12 protein-coding genes, 1 tRNA gene and 2 pseudogenes are annotated in these 12,024 nt (G+C 40.6%); 11 read left to right on the top strand and 4 right to left on the bottom strand.

What is annotated here, in order from left to right; all coding sequences use genetic code 11:
* Positions 1–516 precede the first annotated feature (516 nt).
* The 5 genes from sirA to J7I93_RS23340 all read left to right on the top strand — a co-directional run bounded on the left by sirA (position 517) and on the right by J7I93_RS23340 (position 5,489).
* Positions 517–954: a sporulation inhibitor of replication protein SirA gene (sirA, locus tag J7I93_RS23360; RefSeq protein ID WP_214729045.1), complete on the top strand. Its 438-nt coding sequence runs from the start codon at positions 517–519 to the stop codon at positions 952–954.
* Positions 955–1,040: 86 nt separating this feature from the next.
* Entirely contained in the window at positions 1,041–1,256 is a 216-nt protein-coding gene (locus J7I93_RS23355; RefSeq protein ID WP_214987835.1) for a YneF family protein, read from the top strand.
* A gap of 206 nt (positions 1,257–1,462) precedes the next feature.
* The gene (locus J7I93_RS23350; protein WP_214987838.1) at positions 1,463–1,831 is read left to right on the top strand and encodes a DUF6376 family protein; all 369 of its coding nucleotides are present in this window, start codon (positions 1,463–1,465) and stop codon (positions 1,829–1,831) included.
* 111 nt (positions 1,832–1,942) lie between these two features.
* Positions 1,943–3,691, top strand: coding sequence for an ABC transporter transmembrane domain-containing protein (locus tag J7I93_RS23345; protein ID WP_214729041.1), 1,749 nt, complete (start codon positions 1,943–1,945; stop codon positions 3,689–3,691).
* 4 nt (positions 3,692–3,695) lie between these two features.
* A complete protein-coding gene (locus tag J7I93_RS23340) occupies positions 3,696–5,489 on the top strand; it encodes an ABC transporter ATP-binding protein (protein WP_214729039.1) in 1,794 nt (597 codons plus the stop codon).
* Between the two features lie 43 nt (positions 5,490–5,532).
* Here J7I93_RS23340 and J7I93_RS23335 read toward each other — a convergent pair.
* Positions 5,533–5,790: pseudogene (locus tag J7I93_RS23335) on the bottom strand (MBL fold metallo-hydrolase); the annotation flags it as partial.
* Positions 5,791–5,822: 32 nt separating this feature from the next.
* On the opposite strand from J7I93_RS23335, the pseudogene J7I93_RS23330 reads away from it, so the two are divergent.
* A pseudogene (locus J7I93_RS23330) lies at positions 5,823–5,930 on the top strand (Lrp/AsnC family transcriptional regulator); the annotation flags it as partial.
* Positions 5,931–6,010: 80 nt separating this feature from the next.
* Here J7I93_RS23330 and J7I93_RS23325 read toward each other — a convergent pair.
* Positions 6,011–6,181, bottom strand: a complete 171-nt coding sequence (locus J7I93_RS23325; RefSeq protein WP_214729037.1) for an aspartyl-phosphate phosphatase Spo0E family protein — start codon at positions 6,179–6,181, stop codon at positions 6,011–6,013.
* Between the two features lie 668 nt (positions 6,182–6,849).
* Here J7I93_RS23325 and J7I93_RS23320 point away from each other — a divergent pair.
* The 3 genes from J7I93_RS23320 (at position 6,850) to J7I93_RS23310 (ending at position 8,838) form a co-directional block, all read left to right on the top strand.
* Positions 6,850–7,557, top strand: a complete 708-nt coding sequence (locus J7I93_RS23320; protein WP_214729035.1) for a cytochrome c biogenesis CcdA family protein — start codon at positions 6,850–6,852, stop codon at positions 7,555–7,557.
* 280 nt (positions 7,558–7,837) lie between these two features.
* Entirely contained in the window at positions 7,838–8,197 is a 360-nt protein-coding gene (locus tag J7I93_RS23315) for a response regulator (protein ID WP_214729033.1), read from the top strand.
* Positions 8,198–8,346: 149 nt separating this feature from the next.
* Positions 8,347–8,838: a CcdC family protein gene (locus J7I93_RS23310; protein ID WP_214729031.1), complete on the top strand. Its 492-nt coding sequence runs from the start codon at positions 8,347–8,349 to the stop codon at positions 8,836–8,838.
* 48 nt (positions 8,839–8,886) lie between these two features.
* Here J7I93_RS23310 and J7I93_RS23305 read toward each other — a convergent pair whose 3' ends face one another.
* Together J7I93_RS23305 and J7I93_RS23300 are read right to left on the bottom strand one after the other, a co-directional pair.
* Entirely contained in the window at positions 8,887–9,381 is a 495-nt protein-coding gene (locus J7I93_RS23305; protein ID WP_214729029.1) for a DinB family protein, read from the bottom strand.
* Positions 9,382–9,722: 341 nt separating this feature from the next.
* Positions 9,723–10,151, bottom strand: a complete 429-nt coding sequence (locus tag J7I93_RS23300; protein ID WP_214729108.1) for a DUF2621 domain-containing protein — start codon at positions 10,149–10,151, stop codon at positions 9,723–9,725.
* 123 nt (positions 10,152–10,274) lie between these two features.
* On the opposite strand from J7I93_RS23300, the gene J7I93_RS23295 reads away from it, so the two are divergent.
* Both J7I93_RS23295 and J7I93_RS23290 read left to right on the top strand, forming a co-directional pair.
* Positions 10,275–10,371, top strand: a tRNA-Sec gene (locus J7I93_RS23295).
* A 206-nt stretch (positions 10,372–10,577) separates the two neighbouring features.
* Complete coding sequence (locus J7I93_RS23290; RefSeq protein ID WP_214729104.1) at positions 10,578–11,072, top strand: YehS family protein; 495 nt, start codon at positions 10,578–10,580, stop codon at positions 11,070–11,072.
* Positions 11,073–12,024 lie beyond the last annotated feature (952 nt).

Below are 12,024 nucleotides of genomic sequence, written 5' to 3'. Positions count from 1 at the left end.
CGCTTATGGCGACCATAATGGTAAGAAGCCAAAGAAATGGTCGTCAAAGATCGTTTATGGCGACCATAATGGTAGGAAGCCAGAGAATATGGTCGTAAAAAAGTGTTTATAGCGACCATAATGATAAGAAGACAAGGAAAATGTTCGAGATAGAGCCTTCATGAAGCCCAAATTGAGAAGAAGCCAAAGAATCTGGTGTCAAAGAAGATACCATAATACAAAGCAGCAATTTTAAATATATCAAAAAAGGATAAAACTGAGAAAAAATCACAGTATTCCCCACTAAACAGGATTATCCGATATTAAAACAGGGAAAAAAGCTAAAATAAATGTAAATTTTTATGCACTTAATATAGAAGTCGAAACAGCAGTAGAGAATGTTCATCTCCCACTAAGAATCCTCATAATGTTCCTATTCGACAAAATTAGTGATAGTTTTTGACATCTTAAGACAGATTCCTTGCCTTTGTTTCCTTATAATTGAAAGAAATGGGTAGTCCCGGAAGGAGGGGCCGAATGAGAGCTTATCAACTGTATTTAATAGAAGATGAATTTGCGTCCCATTATTTTGGAAGAGAGCGTATGTTTTTTCAGTTGTTTGAGGAGTTTGAGCATTCGTCCGGTGAAATGAAGTCTATTCTTTCAAAACAGATCGATTTTGTCACAAAACCAATACCGGGGTTACGGTTACATCAATATATTCACCAGCAGCTTCAAAGGAAAAAGGACTTTTTTATAGAAAAAAGTGCATACTATATAGAGATGAATAAAAAAAGTAGGGCGAAGCTCGAAGTGTTTGAACGGTGTTTGGTTTTAGAAGCAGCTGGCAGCTATGAAGCTGAGACGGTATTTTTTGAGGTGCTGCGAAAAAGCGAGTCTTCCTTCCTGGCTGTTGACGTTCAGCATCAGAGATACGGGTGGCTAAAACCGATTAAAGAAAGAAAATTCGTCTAAAATAAGAGAAAAAATGAAGCAAATATTGTATAATAACCTTTGGTCTAGTACACTGTATGATAGACAACATGAAGGAGGAAGTATTTATGTGGACTTATATTCTAGTCGGTATACTGGCGCTTCTTGCTGGTGTAGCACTAGGATTTTTCATTGCTCGAAAATACATGATGAGCTACCTAGAGAAAAATCCGCCAATTAACGAACAAATGTTAAAAATGATGATGATGCAAATGGGCATGAAGCCATCACAAAAGAAAATCAACCAAATGATGAATGCCATGAACAAGCAGACTGGCAAGTAATCAGGGACAAGCATCCCATCAAAGACCACTTTTCTGGAAGACAGGAAGGTGGTTATTTTTTTATGCTTTCCACGAAACCTTCTTTAAATATAATACGTATATAGACTATGACAAAATCAAGAAGGGGAAAAGCGATGAAATAATACCTCCTAACTGGGCTTCTTGCCATTACCATGTTATTAAGCGGATGTTCATTTCTTGGAGAAGTGAATGATTCCATCGACTATGTTAATCAGGCGACAGAGCATATCAATACCTTAAATAATTTTGCTGAAGAGGCACCGCAACTGATTAAAGAGGCAGCTTCTGATCCAGCATTAAAACAAGAACTTGAGGACCGGCTGTTCACTCTTAAACAGGATGTAGAAGAGTTTATTGCACTAAAGGACATCCCGACCTTGGCCGAAGATATCCATCAGGAATTGGTGAATCAAAATGAAGCGCTTCTGGCAGAGATAAATAAAGTGTTGGATCATGGGAACATGGCCTTGGATCAGCTGGAGAACTCCCAACTGTTTAGCACAATAAATGAAGTGACAAGCCTCCTAAATCGAATCGAAGCATTAGGGCAGTAAAGCATCCTCAAGGGGTGCTTTTTTCTTGGTAATAAAAAATCTTCCTTATTTTTCAAATATTTGATAAACTATTTAAGCTATTATTATGCTACGGGTTTCGGAGGATAAGCTATGAAGGTATTTTTGGATTTGATGTGGTTTTTTAAACAGGAGAGAAAATCGTATGTAAACGGGATTATTCTGCTGTTGTTTGTGGCGCTCCTGCAGCTGGTTCCGCCTAAAGTAGTCGGAATTGTGGTTGATTCGATTAAAAATGGTGAGCTGACAGGACAATCGCTTTTAATGTGGATTGGGCTCCTGGCTGCTGTGGCACTCATGATGTATGTGCTCCGTTATTATTGGCGCATTATGATTTTTGGATCGGCGGTAAAGCTTTCTAAATTATTGAGAAACAAGCTTTTTCATCATTTTACGAAAATGTCGCAGTCTTTTTACCAGAAAAAGCGTGTTGGCGATCTGATGGCACATGCGACAAACGATCTTCAGGCCATTCAGCAGACTGCTGGAGCGGGGGTTCTTACATTTGTAGATTCCCTTGCAACAGGCGGCTTCGTCATTATCGCCATGGCTACAACGATCAGCTGGAAGCTTACGCTTATCAGTTTGATTCCAATGCCGTTTATGGCGCTGCTGACAAGCTGGTATGGGACACTTCTGCATAAACGATTCCATAAGGCGCAAGAGGCATTTTCTTCATTAAATGATAAAACGCAGGAGAGCATCTCAGGGATTAAAGTCATTAAAACATTTGGCCAGGAAAATGAGGATATTGAAGATTTCCGCAAGCAGTCAGAAGATGTGGTTCAAAAAAATATTTCGGTAGCCAGAGTTGATTCTTTATTTGACCCAACCATCTCCATCATTGTCGGGATTTCATTCTTTCTATCGATCGCGTTTGGAGCCAAATATGTATTGGCAGGAGAATTGACGATCGGGCAGCTTGTTTCCTTTACGACTTATCTTGGACTCCTCATTTGGCCGATGCTGGCATTTGGCTGGCTGTTCAATATCGTGGAGAGAGGCCGAGCCTCGTATGATCGTGTTTCCTCCTTGCTTGCAGAAGAAATCGATATTAAAGATGATCAGTCTGGCATCAATGAAGTTCCAAGCGGAGATCTTGAGTACAAAATTGAGGAGTTCGCTTATCCGGGAGAAAATGAACCATTGCTTAAGGACATTCATTTTAGGCTGCAAAGAGGCGGGACTCTCGGCATTGTCGGTAAAACAGGCGCGGGTAAAACAACTCTGCTGAAGCTTTTCATCCGTGAGTTTGAAGGCTATAAAGGAGAGATTCTGTTTGCTGGTCATCCAATTGACCGCTATAAAATGGAGAAGCTGAGGGAAGCAGTTGGCTATGTACCGCAGGAACACTTCTTATTTTCGGCCACTGTGGCAGAAAATATTGCTTTTACAAGGCCGGATGCAGTGCTTGAAGAGGTCAATGCTGCAGCAAAGCTCGCCAATATCCATGAGGATATTCTCGAATTTACGGATGGATATCAAACGGTCGTCGGCGAGAGAGGGGTATCTCTTTCTGGCGGGCAAAAGCAGCGGATCTCCATTGCGAGAGCATTGCTCATGAATCCAGAGGTATTGATTTTGGATGACTCCCTTTCTGCTGTCGATGCCAAAACAGAGGAAGCGATTCTTACTTCATTAAGAAAAGAGCGGGCAGGCAAAACAACGATCATTACTGCTCACCGCCTGAGTGCAATCCAGCATGCCAGCCTTATTATTGTGCTGGATGAAGGGAAAATCGTGCAGCGGGGCACGCATGAAGAACTAATGGCTGAAGAGGGCTGGTATAAGAATATGTATCTGCGCCAGCAGCTGGAAGAGCTTGTGGAGCATGGGGGATAAGTAAATGGAAAAAACACCAGTTATGAAAGGAAAAGAGCAGCGCAAGGTTCTGTTCAGGCTGCTCTCTTATACAAAACCGCATAAGAAAACGATTTTGCTCGCCTTCAGTCTGCTCCTGTTAACGACGATAGGAGACATACTGGGGCCGATCCTGGTAAAAATCTTTATCGATGATTTTTTGACACCAAGAAACATTGTGTTTGAGCCGTTATTTGCTCTGGGCGCTGCATACCTGGGCATTCAAATCATGAATGTGCTTGTATCGTATTTTCAGCTGCTGAAGTTCCAGGAAATCGCTTTGAAAATCATCCAGCAGCTGCGGGTTGACGTCTTTTCGAAAGTACAGTCGCTGGGCTTAAAATATTTCGATAAAACGCCTGCAGGAAGCCTTGTTTCAAGAGTGACCAATGATACAGAGGCAATCAAAGATATGTTCGTAAGTGTATTGGTCACGTTTATTCAGGGAGCTTTCCTCCTGACAGGCATATTTGTGGCAATGTTTATTTTGAATGTTAAGCTTGCGTTGTTTTGTCTGGTGATCCTGCCGATCCTCTTTATGATCATGAGAACCTACCGGAAATATAGTTCAGTTTTTTATAAGGATTTGAGGGAAAAACTGAGCCAGCTGAACGCAAAGCTAAGCGAATCTCTGCAGGGAATGTCCATTATTCAGGTGTTCAGGCAGGAAAAAAGGCTGAGGAAGGAATTCGGCGATATTAATGAGCAGCATTATAGTGCCGGGATGCGGAATATCAAAATGGATGGTTTGCTGCTAAGGCCTGCCATCGATCTTGTGTATGTGCTGGCACTCATCATAGTACTGAGTTTCTTTGGGATTTCTTCTTTTAATAGTCCGATTGAAATCGGGGTGCTTTATGCGTTTGTCAGCTATCTGGACAGATTCTTTGAGCCGGTGAATCAGATTATGATGAGGCTCTCCATGTATCAGCAAGCCATCATCGCGGCTTCCAGAGCTTTTGCACTATTGGATGAAAAGGAGCTAGCGCCTGCGCAGGAGGATAAAAACACTGCCGAAATTAAGGATGGGGAAATTGAGTTTAGAAACCTGAGCTTCTCCTATGACGGCAAACGGGATGTTTTGAAAAATATCTCTTTTACAGCCAAGCCGGGCGAAACCGTTGCCCTCGTTGGCCATACAGGCAGCGGGAAAAGCTCCATCATCAATTTGATGATGCGCTTCTATGAATTTGAACGCGGTGATATCTTCATTGATGGAAAAAGCATTAAATCCTATCCAAAGGATGAACTCCGGACGAAGATGGGGCTTGTTCTTCAGGATCCATTCCTTTTTTACGGAACGATCAAGGATAACATCAGGCTTCATAATGAGAAAATGACCGATGAAGAGATTGAAGCAGCAGCCCAGTTTGTTCAGGCCCATACGTTTATTGATAAATTGGAAGACGGGTATGATCATCAGGTGGTCGAGCGGGGCTCTACTTTTTCCAGTGGACAAAGACAGCTGATTGCCTTTGCGAGAACGATTGCGGCCAATCCAAAAGTATTGGTGCTGGATGAAGCGACTGCGAATATTGATACGGAAACGGAAGAAGCAATTCAAATCGCATTGGAGAAAATGCGGAAGGGCCGGACGACGATTGCGATTGCTCACCGCCTTTCTACCATTCAGGATGCAGAATTGATTCTTGTTCTTCATCAAGGGGAGATTGTCGAAAGAGGCACACATCAGGAACTGCTTGCCAAACGGGGCTTGTATCATAAAATGTACCTGCTGCAGAATGGATCTGCTGAAAAAGTGGAGGATGCAGTTGGCTGATTAATGGGGAAAGACGTGTGAAGGCTCACACGTCTTTTTACTATTAAAATGAATATGATTCACCATCATCAGGCGCCAAGACATTTGAGGAAATCCCTTTTTCATTAATAAAGCTTTTTAATTCGTCCCTGGATAATGTCCAATGATTGACCGCTTCCATATGGACGGAAATGATTTTGGAATTTGGCGCAGCATTATAAACTTCAAAAATATCTTCTTTTCCCATGACGAGCGAACCACCTTCCAGGAATTGATTATCTCCTCCATTTACAATAATGATTTCAGGTTTATGCGTATCAATTGGATGTCTTTACTGAAAATAGCCGTATTACGATGAAAGAATTTGGCGAGAAAATCTATTTGATCGGACAGGCAACCGCATCCAGAGTGGGAAAACTAGAGGATCAGGGAATTATTGAGGGTTATACCATTAAAGTGAACGATGGTTAAATGGATATAGTAGAGGATTTAGTTGGGAAAATAAAATGCAAAACAGCCTGCATCAATCGCTAGGCTGTTTTTTAATGGGTCTGCACTTTTTTAATAAAGATTCGATTGTATTCATTTAATAGGGCATCAAGTTCCTGGCTGTACCGGATTGCCGCCGAAGAGTTTAAGCCGCTGGTCATGGCCACTTGAATCAATTCAGTCCTCTTCTGTTCAATCAATGTAAGCAGTTCTTGTTTACACATGGCCAATAATTCCTCTCTGGTGGTTTCTCGTGACATTATGTAAAATTCAGCTGCCAATTATGTTCCATGTCAAATGCTGAAAGATAATAACAGAATTTGTTAAGATATAAACTAGTATATCGAATTATGGTAATAAATTCAAAAGAAAGTTCGTTTAAAGTTTAATAACATTTACATTAAAAAAACATGTTTTAGGTTGAAAATTAATATGGTTTATTATAGAGCTTGTTTAGGGATATTTCCAGAGCTGTAAGGGATTTTCCAGTTAATACTTGTAAGAGCTTTTAATGTCTCTGTTGCCTTGGCCTGTTGATTTCCGCTGCAGGTGCTCGCTTTCCGCGGGCGGTCCGGGAGCCTCCTGGGCGCTCTACGCCTGTGGGGTCTCCCTTTGACTCGCTTCTCCCGCAGGACATTGAATAAGCATCCTCGAAGAGACACCGCACGAAGGAAATGCGTCAGCATTTGCGAGGATCTCGCACCTTCCGCTACAATCAACAGGGTGCTAGGATCATTTTTGAGCTTTATCACAACATTTAAAAAATCGAACTCAGTTCTATACTTATTGGAGTATTTATTAAGACACAAAACGTTCACAGTCTATCCATTATCTTTTTAGCATGGTATTTGTTAGAATAAACAGGAATGAATGTGTATCAGGAGTTGTGATTATGACAGATTTGAATGTATTTATTGCGTTGGGGGCAGGGTTTTTGAGCTTTATTTCTCCTTGCTGCCTGCCATTATATCCGGCGTTTTTATCGTATATTACAGGGATGTCAGTAGGGGAGATTAAGGAAGAGAATGCGATGCTGCAAAGGCGGAGCATGCTGCATACACTTTTCTTCCTGCTTGGTTTTTCTGCAATCTTTATTGCGATTGGGTTTGGAACCACGTTTATCGGACGCTTCTTTAATGAATATCAGGATTTAATCCGCCAGCTTGGGGCCATTTTTATATTCTTCTTCGGTCTGGTCGTAGTAGGAGTGATCAAGCCGGAATTCTTAATGAAAGAAAGGCGTTTCGAGTTTAAAAACCGTCCTGCTGGATTTCTGGGGTCGATTTTAATCGGGATGGCATTTGCGGCAGGCTGGACACCGTGTACAGGTCCGATTCTTGGAGCGGTCATCTCTCTTGCTGCAGCTAACCCAGGATCTGCTATGGTCTATATGATTGCTTATATTCTTGGCTTCGGAATTCCATTCTTTGTCCTTTCCTTCTTTGTTGGAAAGATGCAATGGATTAAACGAAACAGCGTCAAGATTATGAAAATCGGCGGTGTGTTAATGATGATTATGGGTGTTGTCCTGTTCTTTGACTGGATGACAAAAATTATAGCGATTCTATCGCCATTATTTGGCGGATTTACTGGTTTCTAAAAAATGGGCAGCACATTCAAATTGGGAATGTGCTGCTTTTTTTGATATAAGTAAAAAGGGCTATGGTCCGGTCGAAATTTGTCGTATTCTTTAAATTGAAATTTGTCTGATACTTCGCTATATTGTAAGATGTGTTCTTTCAGTGCGGATAGTTGATTCATATGGGAACCAAACTTTTTTACTGGATGTAGAGGTTTATTACTTGGTGTTTTGGTTATTTTTTACTATGATAAAAGTATAATAGAGATATAGTTCCAATGCAGTACAAGGGGGAAACAGTGTGGCAAGAATTTTAATAGTGGATGATGCAAAGTTTATGAGAGTCACTCTGGGCAGCATTTTAAAAAAAGCCGACCATGAGATTGTGGGAGAAGGAGAGAACGGCAGGGAAGCTGTTGAGCTGTATGGAAACCTGGAGCCGGATCTCGTTATGATGGATATTACCATGCCGGAAATGAGCGGACTGGATGCTATGAAGGAAATTAAAAAAGATTATCCAAACGTCAAGGTGATTATGTGCTCGGCAATGGGTCAGCAGAAGGTAGTGGTTGAGTCCATTGAAGCAGGCGCAAAGGATTTTATTGTAAAGCCTTTTGAAGAAGGGCGTGTACTGGAAGCAGTCAATCGGGTATTAAGCTAAGAAGCTGACTCAGGTACCCTGGACATAAGGATGTGTCCGGGTATCAAATGGAGTTGGCTTTTTTTAATTCATTTGTCTTTAATGTACCTAAATCAAGCCCATTAAGATATAATAGGAAAGTAATCTAATGAAACAGAGGATGAAATCGCATGGATTTTGTATTAATTTCATCAATCGGTGCTGTTTTTATGGCCATTGCTGTTATGTTTGTACGTATGAAAGCAGCCAAAAAACCGGCTTCCGCCAAGAAAATCATCTTGCCGCCGATTTTCATGAGCACAGGTGCGCTCATGTTTGTGGTCCCGTATTTTCGAGTGACTCCCATGGAGATTCTGGAAGCAGCTGCAGTTGGTATGCTTTTCTCCATCCTGCTGATCAAAACATCTTCATTTGAAATCAGGGATAACGAAATCTACCTGAGGCGTTCAAAAGCATTTGCTTTTATATTAATAGGATTGCTTGTAGTACGGATTATTGGAAAAATGGTGCTTAGTTCAACGATTGACTATGGTGAGCTGAGCGGCATGTTCTGGATTCTTGCTTTTGCCATGATTGTGCCTTGGAGGATTGCGATGTATTTGAATTACCGCAAGCTGCATCAGGAGCTTTATGGGGCAGGGAATCCGAAGACGACATTATAAGATTGAAAGCCACCGGGCATGGGCTCGGCGGCTTTTTTTAAGGGAATCTTAATGAACTCCATTTTTGGCATCCCAGAGTCCATAAATTTTACGTATTTCTACTATTTGGCCGATATGATAAGCGTTATGAATGGTTAGATTGGCAATAACTGAAGACCAGGGTTCAACGGGTTCCTTGTAAGCTGAAGAAAGCATCTTTTCATCAGTGCATTCTTCTAAAGCAATTATCCACTCAGTCATTACTTTTTTGAGAGCTGATACAGCGGACTGCCATTCCTCTTCTGAAACAGAGGCATCACTGTTAAAAGTGTCATCATTGGAGATGCTTGCTTCTGGCAGCGTTAATTCTTTGAACCTCATTAAGTACCGTTCATTCCAAAAAGTAAGATGGTTTACGATTTGCCAGATGGAATTGGCTGATCCCGATTTTAAGGAAGCTTCCTTTGCTGAAAGGCCATTTACGGATGCAGTGAATGGCACAAACCAATTGGGCTGATCGAGGCAGGCAGACATTTGTTTTAAGAAAATTGCTTTAGAGGTCATATTTTTTCTCCTTTAGGAAAATGGGTTACTACTAATTTCTATTCAACAGCCTCAAAACCTTTCCTATTTATTAAGAATGGTTCTGTTACATTGGACTCTTAATTCCGCTGCAGGCACTCTCTTTCCGCGGGCGGACCGGGAGCCTCCTTAGGTTCCACGCCTGCGGGGGACTCTCTTGGGAAAGCTTCTCCAGCAGGACATAGAATAAGCATCCGAATTGACACCGCACGAAAAAAATGCAAATGCATTTTAAAGCATCTTGTGCCTTCCGATCCAATCAACAAGATGCCAAAAACCAAAACACCAATAAATAAAAAACCATTCCGGTTATCCGAAATGGTCTAAAACAAATGCTCATATGGCGTCATGCTTATTTGTTTTTCTGTTAATTTCTTGCGCAGGAAGTTATGATCCCGTTTTGGGGTAGCTAAGATATATCCCCGAATCAAGAGATCCTGGTCAATTTTTGTTGCCTTTTCCTTTAAGGCAAGCTCGCCAATTTTCCCGGCAATTTTCATTCTCGCCACATCTCTGAACAGCTCAGGCACCGGGCTTACCAGATCCTCCAGCAAATCCTTTTCCTCCTGCTGCCAAAGATGACGTGTTTCATTCACATGATGTTCTTCCCAATCCAAATCCGATTTCCCATCCTCTTTCGGCATCCGCTTTAAAAACTTCCGGAACATAAAAAAGCCGCCAATCGCAAAGAACGAAATCAGAACCACAACCCAGAATAAAATAAACCACAAAAACCAGCCTTCAAGTTGCATTGCATTCACCTACACACTTAATTTCCTGTCCCTATTATAATCCTTGTCCACCTTTTCGACAAGAAAGGAAGCAATAGTCTTGAAAGCAGCCCCATTTGCCCTTATAATAAGAAGAGTCTTTACGGGGCTGATTGGGGTGCTGGTGCCCTCCACGGTCTTCAAAACCGCTTGTGACCTGCGTGCCAGGTCAGCTGGGTTCGATTCCCAGGCGGTCCCGCCAAATGTACATATGATTGCCGCATAGTGGGATGCTGTGCGGTTTTTTTGTGCCATCCATATACTTTCTTTAGGGGCTAAAGCATATTAAATTGATTGTTTCCGTACTCTACTCATTGTAAGGCTGCGGCGATGATAGACTTAAGATAGTAAAAGGGTCCTTTTGCAATAAAGAGAAGTGCCCATTTTAAAATAGGAGGAAATAAGATGATAGATAATAATGATATATTAATCCGATTGAGATATGCGTTAGAAATCAAAAATAGTGAAATGGCAGAGATCTTTAAACTTGGAGGAATAGAGGTCTCCGTACCAGAGGTGGTAAAGATCCTTAAAAAGTCAGATGATGAAGAAGAGAATGACAGCCAATTAAAATTGACGAATAGTATGTTAAATTCTTTTTTGAATGGCTTCATTATCTATAAAAGAGGTAAACAAGAGCCAAAACCAGGTCAACCTAATACGCCGGAACCGTCCATAGAAAATAATACAAACGTAAACAATATCCTTCTAAAGAAAATCAAAATCGCCTTGTCATTAACAACAGAGGACATGATAGATATATTCAAAAAAGCTGGATTAAACGTTTCAAAAGGAGAAATCGGAGCTTTTTTAAGAAAAGAAGGACATAAAAATTATAAAATATGCTTAGACAATTTTGCCAGAAACTTCTTAAAAGGACTAACGATCAAGTATAGGGGATAAGGAAGGGAAGTATTCGAGTGATAATACATAAAGCCTAAATTTAAGTTTAAGTATAAATGTTAATGAATACTAAACAATTAAGTAGTAATGAAGGAGTTCACTTTTTTGGGAAACAAGCTGTCTGAGTCCATTGAAAAAGTGAACAGTTCATGAAATTAATATTTACTATGAAAAGGGCTTGCTTATTTACAAAAACTCCTTTGTAGAAGACTTGTTTGTTGAAGGAAACAAAACAAGGTCAGCAACTTCTACAATAGGAGTTTTTATTATGACCTGCGTGCCAGGTCAGCTGGGTTCGATTCCCAGGCGGTCCCGCCAAACCATTCAATGTTATCAACGGTTTGAACAGTTTTTTGACTGTGATTTGACAGTGATTTGTTTTGATAAAGTCACTAGTATTTTTTCGGTAAATTACATAAACCTAGTGTGACGGATTATCTGTATACTGGTGTGTTTAATCCACTTATTCTGTAAAAAGAAGGGTGGATTTTTTTATGCATTAAAAGTTATTAGGAAGACAACTTGTAAAGGTACTAGAAGTAATCAAAATTTAAATCGAGTTAGGTCTGTTGAACAGAAATTGACCTTGTTTGAAATGTTGAACGCTTTATAAATTACAAACAAACAGAAGGGGATATAGGAGTGCAGAGTTTACATTGCCAATATCTCCGAATCAAGGAATATTAATTTCGCATACACCGTTGCCATTGTATCTAAACGTTGCCATGGGTATTGTAGACAGCATTAATAGAAAAACGAGGTTTCATGCTGACAAGTATTACGTTGTAAATAGGAACTATAAAAAGATTTTTGGTTCAAAGTTATAGAACCGGCTAAATAAGAAAAAATGACTTTTTAAAATGGCTTGGGTTATCTATATTGTTTTAATTGAGAATGTAATGACCATTAAAAGAACCATCAAAAGATGGTTCTTTCAGACTGTCGACAAACT

Origin of the sequence: Bacillus sp. ISL-47 (assembly GCF_018613175.1) — a bacterium.
In the GTDB taxonomy this organism is placed as follows: Bacteria; Bacillota; Bacilli; order Bacillales; family Cytobacillaceae; genus Cytobacillus.
Note: the sequence above shows the minus strand (reverse complement) of the source record. Positions and strands in the feature narration are given on the sequence as shown.